Below are 23,031 nucleotides of genomic sequence, written 5' to 3' on the forward strand. Positions count from 1 at the left end.
CGGAATTGCAATAAACCCCTGCAAATTCAAATATAGGAATTGGGTATTGCCGCCTGCACGAGTAGGAGCTACTCGACTTTCCCCATGGCGCAGGCAAGCGCCCATCAGGTATTACGCAGATTCCGTGAATGGACTACTTGGCAGTACTCAGACCCGGACGACCGGAGTACGTGTTGTCAAGCATTCTTAACAGGACATTTATTGTGCCCTGAACGGGTGTTTTCAGCGTATGCTCTCCTCAGCGCAGCTAAGACGGCGTTGTTCGCTTTTGGTGGGGCCACTTTTGAAGGCAGGGGTTCAGTGGCGGGAGTGAAGCACGAGGTTCTGTCCAAGCGCTCTTGGTCGGGACGCGGTTTGCCGTTTTTCCTTATTGCAGCCGGCTTTTGCGCAGTGCTGCTGGTAGTTGGGCTGGCCAGCGGAAACGGCACCGCCACTGCCCAGCTTGCAGGCGACCTGGCGATCCTCACCGCTGTACTGACCGCCTTGGTTACCCACACCCGGGCCGCCCTCAAACAACAGCACTCAACGACTGGCCGCTGGTTCGTTGTGGCCGGGCTTGCTCTCTGGGCCGCAGGACAAGCCGTCTGGACCTACAACGGCATCACCCTTGATCACGACTACCCTTTCCCGTCATTCGCCGACGTCGGTTTTGTTTGGTACGCGCTGCCGGCCTCCATTGGCCTGGTGCTGCTGTTGCGGGGCCAGGGGCTTCGACTGCCTCTGCGGCGCACCATCCTCGATGCCGGCGTGGTGGCAAGTTCCACCTTCTTCATCGCCTGGAGTTCCATACTGGGTCCCTTGGCCAGCGCCAGGAACAGCGACCCTTTCGCCCGTGCCACCCAGATGGCCTACCCCATCGCGGATGTCTTCATGGTTTCCGTGGTCATCGTCCTCACCATGCGCGCGGCCCGCGGGCGCAGGCTTCCCTGGCTTAGCCTCGGCGTCGGCTTCTGGGTCCTTGCCCTGACGGACCTCGCCTACATGCGGCTCACTCTGGAAGGCATCTCGGGCGTGACCGGCTCACCCCTGGCGCTGGGGTGGGTGTCCGCCTTCCTGCTGGTGGCCTTGAGCCCACTCATTCCTGAAGCAGACAGCGGCCGGCACGATGGCCGTGGCTACGCAGTAGCTCTGGAACTGCTCCCGTATCTTCCTGTCTTCAGTGCGGTGTTCTTCTCACGGACAGGCCCCATTGGAGCCGACCGCGTCCTGCTGGTCACCGGGCTGGTGGTCCTGGCGTTCGTCGTCGTACGCCAGGTGCTCATCGTCGTCGAAAATGTCACACTGACCCGTGACCTCGAATCCAAGGTGGCCGAACGCACGGCCGAGCTTGAGGGGCTCGGCGCGATTGTCAATTCCTCCGGTGATGCCATAGTTGGCGAGACCCTGGACGGCGTCATCACCAGTTGGAACCCCGGCGCGGAAAAGATCTTCGGCTACCCGGCGGCAGAGGTGATCGGCACGAAAGGCGACTTCTTCATCCCGGAGGGCGTGCGGAATAAAGAGCGCCAGGTGCTGGAAACCACAGCACAGACCGGTGACGTCCAGAACTACGAAACGCAGCGTAAGCGCGGCGACGGCGTGATCATCCCCGTTTCCGTCACCCTGTCCCCGGTCAGGAACGCGACGGGCATCCGCGGCGTGGCCTTCATTTCGCGTGACATTACCGAACGCAAAGCCGCCGAAGCAGAGCTGCTCGCCGCCCGGGAAGCCGCCCTCGAAGCGAGCAGGCTCAAATCGGAATTCCTGGCCACCATGAGCCACGAGATCCGGACACCCCTGAACGCTGTCATCGGATTGACCTCTCTCATGATGGACACTCCACTCACTGAAGGACAACGGCAGTACGCCCAAGGCGTGAAAGGCGCCGGCGAGGTCCTCCTCAGCCTGATCAACGACATCCTGGACTTCTCCAAACTCGAAGCCGGAAAAGTAGATCTGGAGGTCACGGCCTTCGATCCGCGGGCCTTGGTGGAAGAAGTGGCCGGGCTGGTTGCCGAAGCTGCCCAGGGCAAGAACCTGGAACTCATTTCCTACTGCCACCCGGATGTCCCCGGACGGCTCATGGGCGATTCCGGCCGGATCCGGCAAATCCTGGTAAATCTCTCCTCCAACGCCGTGAAGTTCACGCCATCGGGAGAAGTCGAAATAAAAGTCTCGGTGCTGGCCTCCGACGCCGACAACGCCTCGCTGCGTTTTGAAGTCCGGGACACAGGAATCGGCATCAGCTCCGAGGACCACCACCGACTCTTCGAATCCTTCGCCCAGGCTGATGCGTCCACCACGCGCCGCTACGGCGGCACCGGGCTGGGACTGGCAATATCCCGGCGGCTCACCGAAGCGATGGCCGGACGGATTGGCCTGGACAGCGAGCTGGGCAAGGGCAGCACGTTCTGGTTTGAACTGTCGCTGCCCATCGGTCCGGCGGCAGCAGAGAACCTTACGCTGCCGGCCACCCTTGCAGGCCGCCGCGTGTTGGTGGTGGACGATAACGCCACCAACCGCCTCGTACTGGAGACACAGCTGGACAGCTGGGGAATGGCGCCCGTCGCAGTGGCCGATGCGTCCACCGCGATGACCGAATACCGCAACGCCGTCCTGGAGGGTCACCCCTACGACATTGCCGTGGTGGACATGTGCATGCCCGACACCGACGGTTTGGAACTCGCACGTCAGATCAACAGCGAGAGCTCCCATCCGGGACAGCCAGCGATCATTCTCCTGACCTCCACCATGATGGTGGACAAGGTTGACCTGGCGACGGCCGGAATCCGGGAGTACCTCACCAAGCCCGTTCGGAGTTCCGAGTTCTACAACCGGCTCCTTCGCCTCATGGCCACCAGGACCACCGGCGTATCGGCCCCACCGTCACCGGTACCTTCGCTTCCGTCAGAGGAGCCCAATGACCGACTGGGCACACTGCTGGTGGCAGAAGACAACGAAGTCAACCAGCTTGTGGCCCGCGGCATGGCCAACCGGCTCGGTTACGCCGTGGACATCGTTGAGGACGGCGCCCAGGCCGTCACGGCTGCATCGACCGGGCGCTACGCGGCGGTGCTCATGGACTGCCATATGCCCGTCATGGACGGATTCGATGCCACCCGGGCCATCCGCGCCCGCAATGGGCACTCAGCCCGCATCCCCATCATCGCCATGACCGCCGGAGCCCTGAACGAGGACCGCGAGCGCTGCTTCGCCGCCGGAATGGACGACTACATCAGCAAGCCTGTGGACCTCGCAACGCTGCGGGCTGTCCTCGCGCGTTGGGTCCGGCAGGTTGACGAACCGACGACGGCGGAAGGCGGGACCGCTGGCACGCCGGCTGCCGGTGGGGAGGCCGTTGGGGAGCCGTCGCAGGCGGCGGAAGCACCGCCGTCGGACGCTGTTGTTCTGGACACCGGGCGGCTGCAGATCCTGCGCGAACTCGGGCCCGACGACGGCGTGGGCCTGCTTCCGGCGGCGATTGAGGCCTTCCGGGAGGATGCTGCGGGAACCGTGGCGGCGCTGCGTTCCGCACTCGACGCCGGTCAGGCTGCCGGAGTGCAGGCGGCGGCACATAAGCTGGCCGGCGCAGCGTCCAACATCGGAGCTGTCGGAGCGGCGGCCTTGTGCAAGGAACTGGAGATGCTGGGACGGGAGGCCGCACCTGGGCTGGAAATTGAAGGATCCCGGCTGTTGGAACGGCTGACATCGGAACTGGCCGGGGTGGACCTCGCCCTCGAGCGCATCCAGTTGGGGGCCCTGTGAAGATCCTTATTGCGGACGATGATCAAATTTCGCGGATGATCACCAAGGCAGCCGTGGAGCAATCCGGGCATGAGTGCATCGTGGCCGTGGATGGCGACTCGGCGTGGCAGCTCTTCAAAGAGCACAGCCCCGAAGCTGTGGTGACTGACCTGATGATGCCGGGACTCAACGGGCTGGACCTGTGCCGTGCGATCCGGGCCGCGGAAGAGGACCGGTACACGTACGTCATTCTGGTGACCTCCCATGGCTCGCGTGAGGACGTCCTCGCCGGGATGGAAGCCGGAGCCGACGACTACGTCACCAAACCGCTGGACCCGTTCAACCTGCACATCAGGCTGCTGGCCGCCCAACGCATCACGTCCCTGCACGCGGACCTGGCCCGCTACCGGTCGGCCCTGACGGAACAGGCCCGCACAGACCCCCTGACCAAGGTGCACAACCGGCTCAAGTTGTCGGAGGATCTGGGGGACCTTCAGGACGGGAGCCGAGGCTACTGCCTGGCCATGGTGGATGTCGATAACTTCAAAAGCTACAACGACATCTACGGGCATCAGGCAGGCGACGCCGCGCTGGTGGCCATCGCCGCCACGCTGTCCGGCGAGATCCGGGCGTCCGATGCCGTCTACCGATTCGGCGGAGAAGAGTTCCTCTTGCTGCTCCGTGAACAGACCGCCGCTACCGCGGAGAAGGTCATGGAACGCATACGCTCAGCCGTACACGATCTGCGGATCGAACACTCCGGCGACCCCGACGGCGTCCTGACCATCAGCGCAGGGATCTCCGCGTTCAAGGACGGGCGGCGCGCCGGAACCGAACAACTCTTGCGGGAAGCCGACCTTGCCCTGTACGCAGCCAAAGCTGCGGGCCGGAACAGGGTGGCATTGGCTGATTCCGTCCACGCAGAGTGACAGCTGGGTGCATCGGTCAGCAGGTTGCCGTCTGAACGGTATTGCTCTGGTTGAGGTTGCCGCTGCCGGATGCGACATAAATCTTCCCGGCTGCGCAGGCCTTGTTGTTGGTGGCGACAACGCCCGTGATCGGGCCACGGGCACCGAAGTCGCCTATGTGGATGGCGTCATAGCTGCCGTCGGGAAATGCAAAACCGGCCTTCAGGTCGTGGATGTAGTTGCCGGTCAAGCTCACCCCGGTGACCGCTCCGGTGCCGTTGTCGTAGTATCCGGTACGGATACCGTAAGGCGCCCCGTAGAACTCGTTGTCGGCAATTGTCAGGTTGTAGATCGAGTAGTTACCGACCGCCAACTGCATGCTGTTGCCCCGATGTCCGCCCCGGACCTTGTTCCCGATGTAGTTGATGTCATGGGTGGTCCCGTTGATGGTGTGGGCTACCAGGCCGTCATCTCCGTCGGTTCCGACGCGCTGGTCGATGGTGTTGCTGATGACGTCACCAAACGATGAGTCCAGGACGTGAATCCCGTCGAGCTGGTCATATTTGCCACTCGTAGCAACGATGGTGCTGCTGTTCTTGATGCAGAACTTGGTGGTTCCCGCCGCCACGATGGAGTAGGTAAAGGGGTTCCTGACATTCACTCCATCCACGACATTGTTCGAGCCTCCCCGGACGTCAACGACGTACTCGTCCAGGCGCTCGCCCATGTTAATGCTCACGGGGAGGGTGTTGCCTGAATGGTCTGCGGTGAGGTTGGCGATGGTGGTGTTCGTCGCGAAGTTGGTGGTGACGATGGGGTAGCCGCCCCAAGGTCCCCTTGTAGACAGGAAATTGGGGCCGGCTTTGAGGATCGTGGCAGGGCCTGCGCCCTCCAGTTTGACGTTGTTGGCCATCCGGAGTTTGCCGTTGATGATGTAGGTCCCGGCTACGAGTTTCACGACGCCGCCCCCAGCTGCTCCTGCGGCGTTGATGCGGTTCTGAATGGCGCTGGTATCGTCCCCGGCGTCGTTGACGGTGGTGGTGACCGTGTAGGTGGTGGTGGCATTGCTGCCCGTCGCGCCGCTCTTGGTGCACGACGGCGCGGTGGCGGCTGTGGAGGGCGCAGCAGGCACCCCAGCCAAGGCGAGTGACGCGATTGTGGCAGCAACCGCGAAAGCAGAGCACCGCCGTCGTGGTTCGGCCCAAGTACTGCGCGTCGGTAGTCCGGAATTAATGGCAACTGTTCCCACTGCAATCCCCCATAGTTTCGTGGCGCTTCGTTGCGCACCGTTGGCTGGAGCCTACATTTGGACACCCGTACCGCGAAAACCCCAATGCGTTGCCTTGTGGATAACTTCCGCCGGGTTGTCCTGGGGCACCGTCAGCCGGGCCTGGGCACAAAGTAGGTTTCCGGTTTCTGCGGGATCTTTCGGCCGGGGAACAGGGCATCCACCTGCGTTGCGTACTGGCTGATCCGTGCAGGCTTGGTGTCCAGTCCCGTGTCCCACGTCCACGGCATAAAGCCCATTCTCGACATCTTCCGTTGATCCGGAGCCGCCGCCACGTCATAGGGAAAATCCGAGTACATCACCACGTTGTGCAGGTGCCCCAAACCCACCGCGCGGGTTATGAGATGGTCTACGTGTTTGCCCACTCCCGCAGGACAAAACAGCAGTTCCGCTTGGGTCTGGGAAATGAGCCCGGCGACGGCGACTTGGAGCCGGTGTATGAGTGCCTGGTCGCCCGTGGCGATCCTGCCCTTCGCGATGTCAAAACGGTAGGTGGGGTAACGGTGGGTCAGCTCCGGAAGGAGCCTGTCCCAAGCGCTGCTGCCCACCATCGGTGGCTTGCGCCGTCGGCGAAAGAGCGCATCCGCTTCGCCGAGATGGATGGCCTGGACTCCCATCGCTTCCAGGACGGCAAGGTCTTCACTTTTCCGCGCCTCAAACAGTTCCCCGGCGTCCGCTACGGTGCATTGGCGCAGGAAGGAACGGGCTGCCCGCGTGTGCGTCGCCGTCTGTGCCTCCGTGAACAGCGTGACCACGATGATCTCGCGTTCCCGGGCCTGTGCCTCAAGCAGTGCGCCGCAGGACAACACCGCATCATCGAGATGGGGCGACAGGACCAGCCAGGGGGCGTCTCCTGCCATGGACTTTTCAACGCGGGATTGCATCGGCATCTATGGCCTCCTCGCCTGGTTGGCTCGAGTTTGGCCATTCCGCATTTCGACAAGAGCGGCGCGATAGGCCTCGGCTTGCATGGCGGCGAGCGCGTCCCAGCTGTAGGCGGCAGCGAACTTGCGACCTCGGGCAGCTACTTCTTCCAGTCCGTCCTGGGCATAGCTGCGGACTACTTGTTCTGCGAATTCTTTGACATTGAACGCCTCGATGAGCCACCCAACGCCACGGGGAATGATCTCCCGCAAACAAGGGATGTCGAAGGCGACCACCGGTGTGCCCGCTGCAAGTGCGTCGATGGCCACCAACCCGAAAGTCTCATGCCGCGAGGGCACCACCAGCAACCGTGCACTGCTCAATGTCCGGAACTTTTCTTCACCGGCCAGCCAGCCGAGCATCTGTACGGAGTCCGAAAGGCCCGCATCTTCTATGGACGCGCGAAACCGTTCCTCATCCGGACCGGCGCCGGCGATCAGAAGCTTCCCATCTATCCGTCCCCGGATGTCGGCCCACGCCTGCAAAAGGAGGTCCAATCCCTTGTGCCCTATTTCAAGGCGGCCGACGAAAAGGACGTCCTGACCCAGGTGGGGCGTAGTCGCCCATATACCAGGGTCCACACCGTTGCCGATGACATCAACGTGGAGGTCCGGGTTCAGCTTTTTCAGTCGCTCGCTGACTCCCTCCGAGACGGCGATGAGCCTGCTGTGCGCCCGGACACCCAATCGTTCGATCCAGTGCAGGGGCAGTTTGTACTGCCGCGCTTTTTCCGCCGCGTGGAGCCATTGAACGACGCCGATCGTGGGGCGACGCGTCCACATTGGTGCAGCCATCGTTGAGAATGGAGCAAAAAAGTCCTCCACCACCAGCTCTGTCGTTGACCGGCGCTTGCGAACCTCAAAAGGCAAACGCATGACGTAGCCGGCCAGCCGGGTCAGCCGGTTGGCTCCCCTCCCGAAGCCGATCGGGACATAGTGCACCCCTTCCTGCACGCGTTCCTGCCACCCCGGATACCGGGTTGTCAGCACAGCAACGTCGAAGCCCTGTGCGGCCAGCCGGCGGTTGATCTCGTGGGTCCGTACGGAGCCCCCGCCCGCACCTGGCATGAGCGGATCTTCGAAGCCCAAATGCAGCACTCTCATTTATCGTTCCGTTCCGTAGCTTTTCGACGGCTCACCGATGTTGGCCAGCGCCGCAGACTCCAGATCAGCCGGGTCGACAAACCAGATGGTGGTTTCGCCGTTGGTCGGGCCAAGCGTCGTGATCATGGGGGTTGCATGCTGCTTCAACCAAGCGAGCATGGTGGGATTGGCATAGCCGTACCCTTGGCTGGTTGGCGTGGACTGGGTCAGTATGTAGCTGACCCCGTTCTCTTGCATCAGCGGGGCCGATGGCCAGATTCCGAACCGCGGATCATCCATATAAGCGAACTGGCCCGTGCTGTTCGTGACGCTCACTCTTGCGTTTGCAGGCAAGTTGGCCTGGATCCACTCGTTGGCCCGGGGAAAGCCGTCATCGGGTGTCAGCTCCGTGCGGAGTCCCAGCATCATGGTCGCCACCACGAATACGACGCTCACGATGCCGAGCGCTTTGCGCATCCGGGGATACCGTTCCTTGAACTCCACAACGACAAGTACTGAGCACAGCACTCCAGCCACCATCACGCCGTATCCGTATTGTTCCTCGAAGGTGCCGAACGCAGCACTGTAGATACCGGCGACCCCAAGAGCCAGGCCGCCCAAGCCGACCAGGCGTCTCGAAGGGTGGCGGCTGAAGCACAGAAGGAGACCCACCAATGGGCACAAACCCAGCAGGATGTAGCTCGTACCAAAGTGGCCGCTTTGTTCGATAAGACGGGACACCAGGCTTGGTGAGCCTTCAGCGGTGAACCCAGTGCTCTTCTCCAGCCCGGACATGCGCACCACGCCGTTGGTCTTGGCCCACAACCAATCGGCAAAATGGCCATTGACCGCAACCACCAGCAGGTAGGTTCCGTAGGGCACGAACCCGAAGACCACCACCACCAGCGCTTCCCGCCACGGCAAGGTCTTCTTCCACACAACGGCGGCCCCCACTGGAGCCAGTGTGCAAATAAAGAAGAAGTCCTTACACAAAATGGCATAGCCAAACAGCAGCCCGGATGCTGCCAGTCTCAGGAACCACCGCGTTCTGTTCCGCGGAACGCGGGCGCCCACCAGGATCAGCATCCCTCCCAGGGCAGGAACCATGGCCGAGGTTTCAAGGAATGCATGACTGTTGTTACGCAGGACGAAAGGCTCAAATGCCAGAAGAACAGCGGTAAGCCAAGCAGCGGTGTTCGTAGCCAATCTATGCACCAACAAGAAGCCGAGGCCCACCGTTACGGCCCCCAAGACGCTGTTGAGCCAACGCATCAGCAACGTCACGTCGATGATGTCGCCTGTCATTCCGAACACCCTGACAACGATGGCTTCGAGCATGAAATACCCCGGCGGATGCAGGAAAAACGGTCCGTCAGGCAGCGTGGGGAAGCCGCCGTTCGTCATGGATTCCCCCAGCCGCACGTACAACATCTCGTCCACCCACAACTCAAAGCTCCGCTCAACGCCCAGTGCGCGAACGCCGAGGGCCGCGGCAACAACCACGATGAAGGCAACCGATGTACTGGTTGCCGCCGTCCCTACCCATGCGGGCACCTGTATCAAAGGCGCGGGTGACTTGGTCTTGGACCGGCGGCCGGTACCCGGGGCCGCCCGCCCCACCCGCCGCCGTCGTCGTCGAAGCCTGAAGTCGTTCCTGTGGGGCAGCAAGCCGCGCTGGTGGGCCAGAACAGCCACGCCGCTGACGATGGCAAGCGCAAGCCAAACGAATGGCTGGAGGTGGGCAGCCACAGCAAGGATGACAATCAGGGCGGTGGCCGCGACGGCGAACCGGCCCGATCCCTTTCCTGGTCTGGCAGTGGCAAGGATCGGACCCGCCAACGCTGCCATGACCAGGCCGGCTGCCACCGCGCCGATAGCGGTGCCCACCGCCATCCCCGCCACCGCGTTGAGCTCCCAGCCGGCCCAAAGCCCGCCAATGACCAGGACGCAGGCGAGCGCCAGGCCGAGTTGGCAGCGGCGATAAGCACGCAGGGCAAGAAGGACCGTAGAGAGCACCATGAGGACGGCATAGCCAAGGCCGGAGGCTGCCAGCCAAGGCAAGAGCCCCAATGAGCCGTGGTACTTCTGCGGGATGAGCAGGCCGGCCATTAACGGCGGCGCCGTAGCGATGATGGCGAACGCCACGACGGCAAGTTGCGCGAAGGAGGCAAAGGATGCGGCGAGCACCTCGGCGGTCCTGACGCCGGGAGTGCGGAGCAGTGGAAATGCCACCAACGCCGTCCCGGCGGCAACGTAGACGGGCCCCTTCGCGATCGTAGCGAGCGCCTGAAACCCCGCTGCGGCGGTGGAACCGCCGTCGAGATAACCCACCACCACAACGTCGATGCCCACCAGAACCGATACCACGCAAAGGACCAGCGCGATATCGCTGGTTTCAGACCATCGCCATTTCTCCAGCAGCACGCGGGGCCGCCAGCGGAGGTCCCGGTAGAACGACCACGGGACAACCAGCGGCGCCAAGCACCCTGCGACGAAGCCCAGAACCGCTCCCCCGGCGCCCCAGGCCAGGCAAATGACCAACAGGCTGAAGATGAACCTGAGGCCAACTTCACCGATGGTGGACACCGCATACCACGTGAAGCGGAGTTCCCCTTGCAGCCACCCGGCAGGAGCATTGGCTACGAAGATTGCAAGCGCGGCCAACGCTACGGCTCCAGCCAGGGCGGGCGTGGCCACAGCGAGGGTCACGCCGCCCGTGACGATGGCCGCGGCAAGCCCAACCAAACCGGAGACGTATACGGAGAATGCCATGCCGCTGCGCCGTTCCTCGGAGCCTTCCGGGTGAACGGCCACCACATGTGACAGGGGTAGCGGAACCAATGCATTGGCAACAATCCCCACGACGCCCAGGATCATGGCGGCCGCAGCGAAGTGGGTGTATTCCGTGGTTTCAAGCATGGTTGCCATCAGCAGGGTACAGGCATAGCTCACCGCGCCCACCACTGCCGCGGAGATGGCGAGAAAGCCACTGTTTCTGGCTACTTTTGAGTTGTTGTTTTCCGGGGTTCTGTCCTTACGTTCGGTCCGTGTCCTGGCCAGGGGTCTGGCCTGCACTTCGATGGTCTTGGGGCGCTGGGGCCCATCCAACGATGGGGTACTGCTAATGGCCATCGATGGCATCAGCAGGAATAGGCATGCTTTCCGGTCCGGCCAGGAGGGCAGTGCGGTCTGCCTGGCGCAGTTCGGCAGTGGCTACTCCAATGTTTTGCAAGGCTGCGAAAGCCTCGAATTCATCGCGTCCCTTCATCAGCACGGCAACATGCCCGTCGTCGATCAGGGCTACTTCGTCTGTGGGCCGCAGAATGCTCCGGAGGGGCGCGCCGTCGGGCAATTCGAACCTCACCAAGGTGGAAAGATCCGAGTGGCCGGCGAGGGGATCCCCGCCGTCCTTTCGCAACTTGCCCTCCTCCAGCAGCACCCCGGTGAGCAGCCTGGTACTGCGTTCCCAGGTAAAGCAACGAGCCCATTCCCGGCACTGCGCCGCGATGTCCGCAGCGATGCCGGGCTTTGCTAGCTCCGTGATGGCGTCGGCCAGGGCACCGCCCAGTTCACGGGGGCTGTCCACCAGCCAGCCCGTTCTGCCATCCACCACAGAATCGCGTATGCCGGGAACCCGGAGTGCCAAACACGGAACTCCCCACGCAGCCGCTTCAATCACCGAGCACCCCCAGCCTTCGGAAGCGGATGTGGACGCTGTCAGCCAAGCCCTGCCGAGTATCAGGTCGCGGACTTCATTTGGCTGGTAGCCGTGGAACGTCACGGCGTGCCCAAGGCCAAGGTCCATGGCGAGCTGTTGCAGGCGTGCCCGTTCCGGCCCGTCACCGACGATGTCCAGCTGCAGGCGTGGAACACTCCGCGCCGCAACGGCGAACTGCCCCAGCAGGAGGTCCAACCGCTTGTGAGGTACTAAACGACTGACGACGGCGATGTTCGGCGAAGACGTTCTGGTCCCCACTTTTCGGGGGATATCAATGGTGCCGTTGGGCACCACGTGGACCGGACCGCCAAAGCCCAGTTTCCGTAGTTCCAGCCTCGTGGAGGGTGACACCGCCACGATGGCACGCTGTCCGTAAACGCGTTTGGCACCCGTGTTTTCCAGGAACCGGCCGACCGCTGCCATGGGTGGAGAGAAACGGGAGCGGAACTGATCCTGATGGACGTGGTGCACCACTTGGACAATCGGAACGTCCTTGGGGAGGAACAGCGGGGAGAAGAACGGAATCCCGTTCTGACAGTCCACCACGGCATCGAACCGGACATTGCTGCGCATAAGCCGGAGCGCGGTCCTGGCGTAAATGGACAACGGACCACCTGCCCGGAGAATGCGGATACCGTCGATGACTTCCTCCGGCGACTGACCGGCGTCGCGACCCGTGAGCCACGTGACTTTGACGCCGTTCTCCACCCATCTCTTCGATATTTGGTGCATGTATTGCTCGGCACCGCCGGCGTGGGAGTGCTGGACATCGCGCCAGTTCAGCACCAGCACATGCTTCCCGGCCAGCCGGCCGGGAGCGTTCAGATCGGGCAGTACGAACGTCATGGCATCGCTTTCTGGAGTTGCAGTACTGAGGCGAAGCTGGCCACGCCGTCCTGGAACGGGCGGAACGTGGACTCCGTTCCGTCCGTCCAGGCCACCGGGATTTCGACGATGCTGGCTTTGTTGTCTTGAAGCCGCAGGAGGAGTTCGACGTCGAACGCGAACCCCGTACTGCGGCACTGCACCATTGCGGCGGTCAGGGCATCACGCTCAAAGAACTTGAAGCCACACTGGGTATCCTGGATCCCTTTGACCTTGGAACGGGTTAACACCCTGAAGGCGGTTCCACCCATCCTGCGCCCCAAATGCTGGGGCCGGACGAAGGTGGATCCCGGTGCGTGGCGCGAGGCGATGACAGCCGCCGCCCCACGTGAAAGGTGGGCCATGGTTTTAGTGAGGGTTTCCAGCGGGGTGGCGAGGTCGGCGTCAAAGAACCCGGTGAACTTGGATGTTCCGCTGAGGAGGCCACGCCTGACCGCCGCACCCTTGCCCCGCCGGGCGCAGCCCACGACGGCGACCGGGACTCCCCCACGCTGCTCCCTGGAGATCCGGCGGACGACCGCAGCGGTCTCATCGACGCTGCCGTTGTCCACCACTACGATGCGCGAGGACCATGACTGGGCAGCCAGGAACTCCATGGTTTGGCGCAAGGTTCCGGGGATTCTCGAGGCCTCGTTGTAGGCGGGAATAATGACTTCCAAATCCACAAGGGACCGTCGCATGGAGTCGGAGTGCTGCCGGGCGTGGGGATTTCCCTTCCTGCCCGGCAGAGCACCGTGTGGATAAAACGTGACCATCTGAACCTCCAACTTTCCGAGCACCTGACGAAATCGTGCTCGCAATAGATGGAGTGAGGGGTCGGCTCAACTCATGACGCCAATTCAGGGTTGTAGTTTCAAGTCACAGCCAACTATCAGCTCGCCCGGTCCGGGCCCGGCGCTGTGAGCGAAATTGCTGGTTCACTGTCAGAGCAGATCTATAGAGTGGCCCCATGAGCCACACTTCTTCTGCATCTGCCGCCGTTCCGGAAACTGCCCTGGAGCCGCCGGTCGCCAAGCGCGTTCCGACACGCCGTGAACACCATGGAGATGTTTTCGTGGACCACTACGAGTGGCTCCGGGACAAGGAATCTCCGGAAGTGGTGGAGCATCTCAAGGCGGAGAACGCCTACCAGGAGGCCGTGACAGCGCACCAGGAACCACTGCGCGAAGCGATATTCCAGGAGATCAAGGGCCGCACCCAGGAAACGGATCTGTCCGTGCCCGGGCGCAAGGACGGCTGGTGGTATTACAGCCGCTCGGTTGAGGGCAAGGAGTACAGCATCCAGTGCCGCGTGCGTGCGCAGGATACCGGCGATCGAGTAGCGGACTGGACGCCTCCGGCTGTTGAGCCGGGTGTCGCTATCGATGGCGAGGAAGTGCTCCTGGACGGCAACACCGAGGCCGAAGGACAGCCGTTCTTCAGCGTGGGTGGCGCCGCAGTGACCATGGACGGAAACCTCTACGCCTACGCTGTGGACAACGCCGGCGACGAGCGCTTCACGCTGCGGATCAAAGACCTCCGTACCGGAGAACTCCTGCCGGACGTTATCGAGAACATCTTCTACGGGGTGGCCTTCTCCCCCGACGGCACCCGCCTTTTCTACACTGTGGTGGACGAGTCCTGGCGGCCGTACCAGGTGAAGTCCCACGTACTGGGCACGCCCGTCACCGAGGATGAGGTGCTTTACCAGGAGGACGACGTCGCCATGTGGCTGGGCTTCGACCTCGCTTCCGACCGCCGCCACCTGGTGCTCAGCATCGGCTGCTCGGAATTCAGCGAGACCCGACTGCTTCGCTTTGACGACTACGAAGCGGGCCTCACCACGGTCATCTCCCGGGATGAACGGATCCTGTATGAGGCCGAGCCCTTCCTCCTCAACGGTCGCGAGACCCTGCTCCTGACCCACAACAAGGACGCCATCAACTCTATGGTGAGCCTGGTCGAGCCGGAAGAACTGGCCAAGCCGCTGTCCGGGCAGCAGTGGAGGACCGTCGTCGCGCATTCAGACGAGGTGCGCGTCAACGGCGCCGGAGTCACCTCCACGCACATGGTGCTGTCCATCAGGAAGGACACGATCGAGCGCGTGCAGGTGCTGCCGCTCGCCGGTCTAGGGACTGCCGCCCAGGGTGCGCCCGTCGAGCCTGCCTTCGATGAAGAGCTGTACACAGCGGGTGTTTCCGGCTCCGACTACGAGGCCCCCGTGATCCGCATTGGCTACACCTCCTACTTCACGCCGTCGCGCGTCTACGACTTCGTGCTGCCCACTTCGGAACTGCCCGCCGGCGACTTGCTCCTGCGCAAGGAGAGCCCGGTGTTGGGCGGGTACTCGCCATCGGATTACGTGGCCACCCGTGAGTGGGCGACGGCCGACGACGGCACCCGGGTTCCGCTGTCAGTGCTGCGGCACGCTTCTGTCCAGCAAGACGGGACCGGAGCGGGCCTGGTGTACGGGTACGGCTCCTACGAAGTGAGCATGGACCCCGGCTTCGGGGTGGCCCGGCTGTCCCTGTTGGACCGCGGAATCGTCATGGTGATTGCGCACATCCGTGGTGGTGGCGAACTCGGCCGGCACTGGTACGAGGATGGGAAGAAGCTCACCAAGAGGAACACGTTTACGGACTTCATCGCGGCCACTGACTGGCTGGCAGGCTCCGGCTGGGTCTCGCCGGACCGAATTGCTGCCATGGGCGGTTCGGCCGGTGGCCTCCTCATGGGCGCCATTGCCAACCTGGCGCCGGAAAAGTACGCGGCCGTAGTGGCACAGGTCCCGTTCGTGGACGCTTTGACTACCATCCTGGATCCGGAGCTGCCGCTGTCGGCATTGGAATGGGAGGAATGGGGAAATCCCATCACCGACCCCGAAGCGTATGCGTACATGAAGTCGTACACGCCGTACGAGAATGTGCGCTCTGTGGCCTACCCCAAGATCGCCGCGGTAACGTCCTTCAACGACACCAGGGTTCTTTACGTGGAGCCTGCAAAGTGGGTCCAGGCGCTGCGTGCGGAATCGACAGGCAGCGAGCCGATCGTCATGAAGATCGAGATGGACGGCGGCCACGGTGGCGCTTCCGGACGCTACGTCCAGTGGCGCGAGCGGGCCTGGGATTACGCGTTCGTGGCGGACTCCCTCGGAGCCACGGAACTCCTTCCCGGGGCGGGCCTCAAGTAACCGCCCCGCCTCACCCAACTGGGGGACAGATAACGTCGCTCTGAGCCGCCAGTGGAACGTTATCTGTCCCCTAGTTGGGTCAGCGGGCGCGGAGGATGGCGTAATAGCCGGGGATGATGTCGGGGTCCGAGGGGTTGCTCAGTGGCCGGGTTTCGATGTTCGTCGCGCCGTCCTCCACAAGGTTCCAGTCCGACGTCGGGAATGCCTTGGCGCGTTGCGCGGCACCAAAGTGCCCGGGCATCGGCAAGCCTCGGATGGCCCACTCAAGTGGCGCCGGGATTGACTTCCGGGTGGCGCCGAGGTGAGTGACATAGTCCACGGGCGTTCCCCGGAAATTGGTCTCAGCCAGGAACACGCCGCCACGACGTCCGACGACGGGCAGCAGGTTCGCTGCCAGGGCCGCACGTCCGCTGCGGTCCAGTACGTGCAGCACGCCGCGGATAAAGATGTTGGCGTCGCCCGTCCAGCCGGCATCGGCCAAGGCCTTTGCCACGGTCCCCGGAGCGTCAGGCGAGGTCATGTCGCACACGGCAAACGCCGTCGAGGGAACATCAGCCGACTCCATACGTGCGCGTTCCACCGCGTTGGCCGCGTAGTCCAGTCCCAGTGCCAGCGGGAAATGTTCCGCGAGGAGCCGGGTGAAGCTGCCATTTCCGCATCCCACGTCGACTATGGGAAGGGATGGGTCCAGCTGTGCCAGCTTGGGGAGGTAGCCCTTCAATTCGTTGTCGCTTCCCGAGTCCCACAAAACGTCGCCGGTGGCACCCGTTGAGCGCACGTTGCCCCAGTATTGGTCCCACGCGGTGAGTGGATCCTTGGGCGCGGCGGCCGAGAGCTTGATGAGGCGTGGGATCAGCAGGTACTTCCTCAGCGCGGAGAACATCCTCCAAATATAAGGGGCTTCAGCTTTGTCCCAGCCACTCCAAGGCTTCCGTTTCGGAGGTGAAGAATTTGGTAGGGCATGGAGGCTTCATAATGCCCAGGAAGAAGTTCGCAATGACGCGGTCCACGGGAGACGAACCCCAGAGGGCTATCCGGTTGGCCTGGCACGGCTTCGCGAAAACCGACCTCGCACCACGGGTGACGTCGTCGGTCGTGGCCATGTCCACGATCATGGGGTGGCGTTCGGGCCCGCACAGCTCGTTGACCCGGTCCATGGCGCGTTGGGCGTCGGATTCCTTGATCCGGGCGCCCCGGGGCCAGGTCAGGCGCAAAATCCCGGACTCTTCGAGGTCCAACTGAAACGTCACCTGCTGGTGATCCTGCGGTGTGGTTGGGTGGTCCACGGTGCTCCTCCTGGGATTAAGTACCGGTCACACGGCGCTGCAGTGCTTCTTCAAGGCTGTCGAATCCCTTGAACAAAGTAAAGCTGTGACGTGCGACTCATCCGGCGCATTTCCTCCGGGGCGCCCGCGCCGCGTCATGCCGCTGATAGGGTGTTGCCACATCCGGAATTTCCATGGTGGGTGGTTGAGAGGGAGGGGCATAGTGGGCCAGAACGGCGCCGGCGTACAGCATTCCCTTTCCGCTGTTGTTGCGGATTCTGATGCGGACCGGCTGACGGTCGCAGCAGACGCGTTGGGTGCTGCAGGCTTCGAGGTATTCCGTGCACGGGACGCCGACGATCTGTCCTTGCAGCTCCAAGACCATAGGCCCGCGGTGATAGTGGCCGGAAGTGCCCTTGGCCAATCACTCCGCAGCCCGGGAGTCCCCGTCCTGTTGCTCCTCGGCGAAGATGAATCCGTTGACGTCAAGGCCATGGAGTCCTGGCGTGTGGCCGACTACGTGATTGGACCGGTACGCGGTGGGGAGATCATCCACAGGGTGAACACGCTGATCCGCCGCTCCTTGGAACGGGATCGTTCCCGGGGCGAGGTCGAGGCCTTGCGTGAGAGCCTGCGCAGCGTCTCATCGGCGGTCCGCGAAACCAACGATCCCCAGCAGATCGCAGACCGCGTTGTCCGTGGTTTCGGCGAAGCCCTGGGCGTGGACCACGTGTGGTTCGCGACATTCCAGGACGAACGGGTCCCCAGCATCCGTGCCCAGTGGAGCCGCGATGGCCTCCCCATGCTTCCGACCCGACTCGGCGACAGTGGAAACACCATCATCGATGTGGCCAACAAACTCTGGACAGAGGCCGATGTCCTGGCCGTGACGGACCACCGGGACGACCCCGGATCGGAGATCGCCAAGGCCCTTAAAGCATGGTCCAGCGAACTCAACCCAGTCTCCACCGTGCTTTTACCCGTGGGCGAAGGCGCATCCGCAATGGGCATTATCCTCCTGTCCACCGTGGAGGAGCGCCACGACTGGACCCGGGCCGAAATCGCCCTCCTGCAGCACGTAGCGGGCAACGTGGCACACGGACTGATCCAAGGTCACCTCATCAGCGCGCAGCAACGGGTCCTCCATCAGCTGCGCCAACTGGACAAGGCCAAGACTGACTTCCTGGCTACCGTAAACCATGAGCTGCGCACCCCGCTGACGTCCATCACCGCCTATCTGGACATGATCCAGGATGGTTCCGGCGGCCCGGTTCCCGAGGGCATCAACAAAATGCTGGACGTCATCGGCCGCAACTCCAGCCGGCTGCGCAAGCTCATCGAGGACATGCTGACGGTGTCCATGCAGGACGGCAGCAACCTGGACCTCAAACCCGTGGATATCGCCAAGCTCCTGCAGGTGGTGGTGGCTACGCTGCGTCCGCTCGCGGAGTCCCGCCACGTGTCCGTTTCAGTGACCGAAAGCCCTGAGGACATCGAAGTCACTGCCGATGAGGCCAAGCTGGAACAGGTCTTCACGAACATCGTGGCCAACGCCATCAAGTTCACCCCCGAAGGCGGACGCGTGGGTATCAGCAGCGCGGTGTCATCGTCGGAAGATGGCGGGAAGGCAGCGCTGGTAAAGATTGCGGACAACGGCCTGGGCATTCCGGAACACGATCTGCCCCACATCCTGACCCGGTTCTACCGTGCTTCGAATGCCACCTCGGCCGCCGTTCCAGGCAGCGGACTGGGCCTGGCGATCGCCCACGACATCATCAGCCGGCACATGGGGCGCATGGTCTTCGACTCCACACTTGGCTCCGGGACCACAGTGTCCGTGGAGCTGCCTGTGGGCGGACCGTAGGCTTCGGATGCTTGTGACAGGCCTGTCAATGTCCGCTCCCGGCCTCACCCGGGAAGTCACTAATGCGCGACACAATCAGAAACAAAAATTGATGCCCCGGGCTGCGGCCCGGGGCATCAATTTCATGTCAAGTGGCCTTGAGAGGCTCCCCCAATGTTTAGTTCGGCCACCACCCGATGCTGGTGGTGTTCGTCTTCGTAGTGGTGGTGCTGTTCGGCCACCAGCCGATTGCCGTGCTGTCCTGGGAAGGCTCGGCGTTTGCCGGAGCAGCGAATCCCGTTACTGCCAGAACCGCTGCCATGAGCAGGGTTGCCGCAAATTTTTTCATCCGCTATGCCCTTTCGTACTGATGCGAATTATTGGTTGTGACTTGAATAAAGTCACGGGGCAAACTATACGAGCTTTTCTTCGGCAATGACATGGATAATGGGCACATGAATAGTCCCCACCTCGCCGCGCATCTAGTGGCCGGCCTCACGGCGCGTGCCAAATGGAAGGAACGGGACTTTGACCAGGCCTTTCGACTCGCTGGTGAAGCTGCCGGACTGGCCTCTGCCGCCGGGGATGAGCAGTCGTGGTGGAACATGCAGTACCTGCGGGCCGAATGCCTCCGCGATCAAGGACGGATCGAGGAATTCCTGCAACTGGCAACGGAGCTCAAGGACCACAACTTCACCGCGTCATCGCCCGAACTCGGTGCCAAAGCCGGAACAATGGTGGCCGTAGCACTCCAAGGACTGGGCCGGCTCGCGGAGGCGGCCGCAACCGCTGCCGATGCCGCCAAGCTCGCCTCCTTGGACTCCGATCTGGTGTATGTCCAGATCCTCGCCCAGCGGGCTCTTATCGCGGCTTTGGCCGAAAGCCGGCTGCTGGAAGACGCTTGGCGCGAATGCCTTGTACTGGAAACGCTGATCACTGACGACGTCGATGAGGACACCGCGGGCAAAGGCTACTGGGTCATCGGAAACGTGGCCTTCCTCGCCGATCGGGTAAACGACGGCGGCAGGTACCACGACCTCGCCGCGGAACGGCTCTCGCCGTCGAAAGACGTCGACCTCTGGGCCCGCTTCAACCGCGCCTCGGCAGAGATGCGCCTCCAGGCCAAGCTCGACGACGCCGCCACCTTGCGCTGCATCGAAAGGGCGGAACTCGCAACGGACATCGTGGGCGGTTCGGAACGCGACCATTTGGAGATGTCATTGGTCCGGGCCCACTGGAATTACCTCATTGGCGATATGAAGGAAGCAGTGGCCATCCTCGAGCCGCTGAGTACACGCTCCTCCGTACTGGCTACCCAAACCGCAGCCGAGACACATTTCCTCCTGGCCCGGGCACTGCTGGATTCGGGCAGGACCGAGGACGGTCTTGCGGCCTCCGACGTCGCTGCCAGGCTCTTTGACCAAGCCGCTTTGCCCGAGCGAAGCGCAGCCGTTCGCGAGTACCTGCAGCAGGGTGTTGGGCTGCAGGATGGACCACGCGGGGTGTGACCGTGGCCGAGGCAAGCATGTACTCCGGGAATGATCCCCGCTTGGGGCAGCTCCTTGAGGGCATCGTCCGGCTCGCAGCGGGGGATCTGACCACCCGGATCGAACTCTCGGATGCCCGCGACGAGATCGACGCCGTCATCATGGGCACCAACCTCCTGGCCGAAGATCTCCAGATCGTCTACCAGGAGCTGGAACAGAGGGTGCAGGCCCGCACCCAGCAGCTCAACGAAGCGCACCAGGCAATGCGGCGCATGGCGATGACCGACCCCCTGACCGGCCTGAGCAACCGATCGGCGTTTTCCGTAGCCCTCAACGAAGCACAGGACCTGGAAATCGAGGGAAAGAAGCGGGCGGCTATCCTGTTGCTGGACATGGACGGCTTCAAGGCCATCAACGACTCCCTCGGCCACACAATCGGCGACAAGGTCCTTGAGGCCATTGCCCACCGTATCAGCGGCGCGGTCCGCGACCAGGACATGGTGGCAAGGATGGGTGGTGACGAGTTCGCCGTCCTGATCCCCGGCGTTACCCCAAGTGAAGCCGCCGTCATCGGCAACCGCATCCTGGCCGGCGTTGTGGAGCCGATGGAGATCGAGGGCCAGCACTTGCGGTGCGGTGCAAGCATGGGCCTCCGGATGGCCGATCCCGGCCAAGGCGCCGAGGAACTCATGATGGAGGCGGACATCGCCATGTATGAGTCCAAGGCTGACGGCCGCGGCAAGCTGAAGCTCTTCGAGCCCGGGATGCTGCACGCCCGGCAGATGCGCAACCAATTGGTTGGCGAACTCAAAGAGGCGATCGCCGGATCCCAGTTGGTGCTCTACTATCAGCCCATCATCAGGCTCGACTCCCGGGAGATTGAAGGCGTGGAGGCCCTGGTCCGGTGGAACCACCCCGTCCGGGGACTCATCATGCCCGACGAGTTCATCCCCATCGCCGAGGAAACGGGTATGATCTCCGATCTGGGCGGCTGGGTGCTCCGCACCGCCGTCGAGCAGTTGAAGCAATGGCGCAGCGACCCCCTCACGGCCAGCCACAACTTCAGCATGCGGATAAACGTTTCGGCCGCGGACCTGCAGCGGCTTGAGTTCGTCGAGGACGTGCGGGAGGCCTTGGCCGGCGCCGGCCTTGACCCGTCGCTGCTGGTCCTGGAACTGACCGAGAGCGCGGTGATCCAGGGCAACGACCTGGACCGCTACACACTGAACAGCCTGCGCCGCCTGGGGGTTGGGCTTGAGATCGACGACTTCGGCACGGGGTATTCGTCCATCAGCTACCTGCGGCAACTGCCTGTGGACACGGTCAAGGTAGACCGCACGCTGCTCTCAGCCCTGGGCAGCGATCCATCGCAACCTGCCCTGCTTGCCGCGGTGCTGCAGCTGATCAAGGCGTGCGGCTTGAACGCCGTGTGGGAAGGCATCGAGACCGCGGAGCAAGCCGAGTACTTGTTGGGCATCGGCTGCACCAGCGGCCAGGGGTACTACTTCAGCAGGCCTTTGGCCGCGGCCCAACTGACGGAACAACTCAAGCACCACAAGGCATGGCCGGTCAGCTGACGCTGCGGGTCCAGGGGCGGTGCCGGTTGCGCCACTCGGAGTCAAGGATCGCGTAGATGTTTTCCGTGGCCCATTGGCCCTTATAGTGCCAGTTATCCACCAGGGCTGCTTCCAGGCGCATGCCCAACCGCTGGCAGATTCCTGCCGAGCCTTCGTTAAGGGCATCAAGTTTGGCGTCGACACGGTGGAAGGACAAGTGCTCAAAGGCGAGACGAAGGACAGCCTCGGCCGCTTCCGTGGCGAAGCCGTGGCCACGGGCATCCGGGTGCAGGATCCAGCCGAGCTCAGCCTGCCCGGTACCCTCAAGCCACTTCAGCACAACCTCGCCAATCAGGCCGGGCTGGTCCTGGCGCTCGATGGCCAAGCACACCCAGTCCCCTTCCTGGTTGAACTCGAAGTTCGCGTAGCGGCCCAGGACTTCCATGGATTTGGTCTTGGTCAATTCGTGGCGGAACAGGAACCGTGCGGTTTCGGGCAGGGACTGGTATCCGTGGAAGCGTTCCAGGTCATCGACCTCGAAGCGGCGCAGGATCAGGCGGTCTGTGACAATCGGGAGCTCAATTTCGGGCATGCACTCGAGGCTACTAGGCCCGGACGAATCGTGGCCCAGTCTTGACACGTGGCGCGATCTGGGATTACCTAATGAACATTCGGTAAATAAAGCTGGAGGCAATGACGCATGGTTGAAGCAACCCTCTCCGGTGCATCGCACCACATCCTGACGAACGACTACGCGTCCGAATGGATGGGCATCGAGGTCCTCAAGCTCGACGACGGCCACGCCACCATCCGCATGCACCTCCGGCAGGAGATGCTCAACGGCTTCGGCATGGCCCACGGCGGAATGATTTTTGCCTTCGGCGACACAGCCTTCGCCCTGGCCTGCAACCCGGCCAACCCGACGCCCGAGGAGGCGGCCTCCATCACGGTAGCCTCCGGCGTCGACATCAACTTCATCAAGCCGGCCTTCCAAGGCCAGGTGATTACCGCCGTCGCGAACCGACGCGCCAGTACCGGCAGGAGCGGTCTGTACGACATCCAGATCTTCGCTGCCGCCTCCGACGCCCCCTCCCCTGCCGACGCCCCCTCCCCCGCCGACGCCCAGCCCGGGGAGCTCATCGCTGAGTTCCGCGGCCGCAGCCGGACCATCTCCAAGAAGTAG

The 23,031-nt window shown here is 63.0% G+C and carries 17 protein-coding genes; 7 read left to right on the forward strand and 10 right to left on the reverse strand.

The features are described 5' to 3' along the window. Positions 1-309: 309 nt before the first annotated feature. Both N5P29_RS16165 and N5P29_RS16170 read left to right on the forward strand, forming a co-directional pair. Positions 310-3,744, forward strand: coding sequence for a hybrid sensor histidine kinase/response regulator (locus N5P29_RS16165; protein ID WP_262275830.1), 3,435 nt, complete (start codon positions 310-312; stop codon positions 3,742-3,744). Next, positions 3,741-4,652: a GGDEF domain-containing response regulator gene (locus N5P29_RS16170; protein ID WP_262275831.1), complete on the forward strand. Its 912-nt coding sequence runs from the start codon at positions 3,741-3,743 to the stop codon at positions 4,650-4,652. The genes N5P29_RS16165 and N5P29_RS16170 overlap by 4 nt, the downstream gene beginning before the upstream one ends. A 16-nt stretch (positions 4,653-4,668) precedes the next feature. Here N5P29_RS16170 and N5P29_RS16175 read toward each other — a convergent pair whose 3' ends face one another. From N5P29_RS16175 to N5P29_RS16200, 6 genes are all read right to left on the reverse strand, one after another. Continuing rightward, complete coding sequence (locus N5P29_RS16175; protein ID WP_262275832.1) at positions 4,669-5,763, reverse strand: right-handed parallel beta-helix repeat-containing protein; 1,095 nt, start codon at positions 5,761-5,763, stop codon at positions 4,669-4,671. 248 nt (positions 5,764-6,011) lie between these two features. Beyond that, a complete protein-coding gene (locus N5P29_RS16180) occupies positions 6,012-6,809 on the reverse strand; it encodes a PIG-L deacetylase family protein (RefSeq protein ID WP_262275833.1) in 798 nt (265 codons plus the stop codon). Continuing rightward, positions 6,810-7,946, reverse strand: a complete 1,137-nt coding sequence (locus N5P29_RS16185) for a glycosyltransferase family 4 protein (RefSeq protein WP_262275834.1) — start codon at positions 7,944-7,946, stop codon at positions 6,810-6,812. Further along, the gene (locus N5P29_RS16190) at positions 7,947-11,057 is read right to left on the reverse strand and encodes a hypothetical protein (protein ID WP_262275835.1); all 3,111 of its coding nucleotides are present in this window, start codon (positions 11,055-11,057) and stop codon (positions 7,947-7,949) included. Beyond that, a complete protein-coding gene (locus N5P29_RS16195; protein ID WP_262275836.1) occupies positions 11,047-12,489 on the reverse strand; it encodes a glycosyltransferase family 4 protein in 1,443 nt (480 codons plus the stop codon). Before N5P29_RS16195 ends, N5P29_RS16190 begins: the two co-directional genes overlap by 11 nt. Beyond that, positions 12,486-13,208, reverse strand: coding sequence for a glycosyltransferase (locus N5P29_RS16200; protein ID WP_262275837.1), 723 nt, complete (start codon positions 13,206-13,208; stop codon positions 12,486-12,488). Before N5P29_RS16200 ends, N5P29_RS16195 begins: the two co-directional genes overlap by 4 nt. A gap of 269 nt (positions 13,209-13,477) precedes the next feature. On the opposite strand from N5P29_RS16200, the gene N5P29_RS16205 reads away from it, so the two are divergent. After that, positions 13,478-15,697, forward strand: coding sequence for a S9 family peptidase (locus N5P29_RS16205; protein ID WP_262275838.1), 2,220 nt, complete (start codon positions 13,478-13,480; stop codon positions 15,695-15,697). Between the two features lie 79 nt (positions 15,698-15,776). On the opposite strand, the gene N5P29_RS16210 is transcribed toward N5P29_RS16205, so the two are convergent. After that, the gene (locus tag N5P29_RS16210; protein WP_262275839.1) at positions 15,777-16,580 is read right to left on the reverse strand and encodes a class I SAM-dependent methyltransferase; all 804 of its coding nucleotides are present in this window, start codon (positions 16,578-16,580) and stop codon (positions 15,777-15,779) included. A gap of 19 nt (positions 16,581-16,599) precedes the next feature. Beyond that, on the reverse strand, positions 16,600-16,983 hold the full coding sequence (locus N5P29_RS16215) for a DUF7793 family protein (RefSeq protein ID WP_262275840.1): 384 nt from the start codon (positions 16,981-16,983) through the stop codon (positions 16,600-16,602). A gap of 202 nt (positions 16,984-17,185) precedes the next feature. Here N5P29_RS16215 and N5P29_RS16220 point away from each other — a divergent pair, with 202 nt between their 5' ends. After that, positions 17,186-18,826 (forward strand): ATP-binding protein, encoded by a 1,641-nt coding sequence (locus N5P29_RS16220; RefSeq protein WP_262275841.1) that lies wholly within the window; start codon positions 17,186-17,188, stop codon positions 18,824-18,826. Positions 18,827-18,983: 157 nt separating this feature from the next. Here N5P29_RS16220 and N5P29_RS16225 read toward each other — a convergent pair whose 3' ends face one another. Next, a complete protein-coding gene (locus tag N5P29_RS16225) occupies positions 18,984-19,154 on the reverse strand; it encodes a hypothetical protein (RefSeq protein ID WP_162239598.1) in 171 nt (56 codons plus the stop codon). 106 nt (positions 19,155-19,260) lie between these two features. On the opposite strand from N5P29_RS16225, the gene N5P29_RS16230 reads away from it, so the two are divergent. Together N5P29_RS16230 and N5P29_RS16235 are read left to right on the forward strand one after the other, a co-directional pair. Then, entirely contained in the window at positions 19,261-20,313 is a 1,053-nt protein-coding gene (locus N5P29_RS16230) for a hypothetical protein (protein ID WP_262275842.1), read from the forward strand. A gap of 17 nt (positions 20,314-20,330) precedes the next feature. Then, a complete protein-coding gene (locus tag N5P29_RS16235) occupies positions 20,331-21,869 on the forward strand; it encodes a putative bifunctional diguanylate cyclase/phosphodiesterase (protein ID WP_410007928.1) in 1,539 nt (512 codons plus the stop codon). Here N5P29_RS16235 and N5P29_RS16240 read toward each other — a convergent pair. Continuing rightward, a complete protein-coding gene (locus tag N5P29_RS16240) occupies positions 21,862-22,440 on the reverse strand; it encodes a GNAT family N-acetyltransferase (protein ID WP_262275844.1) in 579 nt (192 codons plus the stop codon). The genes N5P29_RS16235 and N5P29_RS16240 overlap by 8 nt on opposite strands. A 108-nt stretch (positions 22,441-22,548) precedes the next feature. On the opposite strand from N5P29_RS16240, the gene N5P29_RS16245 reads away from it, so the two are divergent. After that, positions 22,549-23,031 (forward strand): hotdog fold thioesterase, encoded by a 483-nt coding sequence (locus tag N5P29_RS16245; protein ID WP_262275845.1) that lies wholly within the window; start codon positions 22,549-22,551, stop codon positions 23,029-23,031.

It is taken from the genome of Paenarthrobacter sp. JL.01a (genome assembly GCF_025452095.1).
Classification (GTDB): Bacteria; Actinomycetota; Actinomycetes; order Actinomycetales; family Micrococcaceae; genus Arthrobacter.

Coding starts and splice junctions, on each gene's coding strand:
- N5P29_RS16190 (WP_262275835.1), bottom strand. CDS start 11,057: ATGGCCATTAGCAGTACCCCATCGTTGGATGGGCCCCAGCGCCCCAAG.
- N5P29_RS16185 (WP_262275834.1), bottom strand. CDS start 7,946: ATGAGAGTGCTGCATTTGGGCTTCGAAGATCCGCTCATGCCAGGTGCG.
- N5P29_RS16240 (WP_262275844.1), bottom strand. CDS start 22,440: ATGCCCGAAATTGAGCTCCCGATTGTCACAGACCGCCTGATCCTGCGC.
- N5P29_RS16200 (WP_262275837.1), bottom strand. CDS start 13,208: ATGCGACGGTCCCTTGTGGATTTGGAAGTCATTATTCCCGCCTACAAC.
- N5P29_RS16245 (WP_262275845.1), top strand. CDS start 22,549: ATGGTTGAAGCAACCCTCTCCGGTGCATCGCACCACATCCTGACGAAC.
- N5P29_RS16230 (WP_262275842.1), top strand. CDS start 19,261: ATGAATAGTCCCCACCTCGCCGCGCATCTAGTGGCCGGCCTCACGGCG.
- N5P29_RS16225 (WP_162239598.1), bottom strand. CDS start 19,154: ATGAAAAAATTTGCGGCAACCCTGCTCATGGCAGCGGTTCTGGCAGTA.
- N5P29_RS16180 (WP_262275833.1), bottom strand. CDS start 6,809: ATGCCGATGCAATCCCGCGTTGAAAAGTCCATGGCAGGAGACGCCCCC.
- N5P29_RS16195 (WP_262275836.1), bottom strand. CDS start 12,489: ATGACGTTCGTACTGCCCGATCTGAACGCTCCCGGCCGGCTGGCCGGG.
- N5P29_RS16205 (WP_262275838.1), top strand. CDS start 13,478: ATGAGCCACACTTCTTCTGCATCTGCCGCCGTTCCGGAAACTGCCCTG.
- N5P29_RS16235 (WP_410007928.1), top strand. CDS start 20,331: ATGTACTCCGGGAATGATCCCCGCTTGGGGCAGCTCCTTGAGGGCATC.
- N5P29_RS16210 (WP_262275839.1), bottom strand. CDS start 16,580: ATGTTCTCCGCGCTGAGGAAGTACCTGCTGATCCCACGCCTCATCAAG.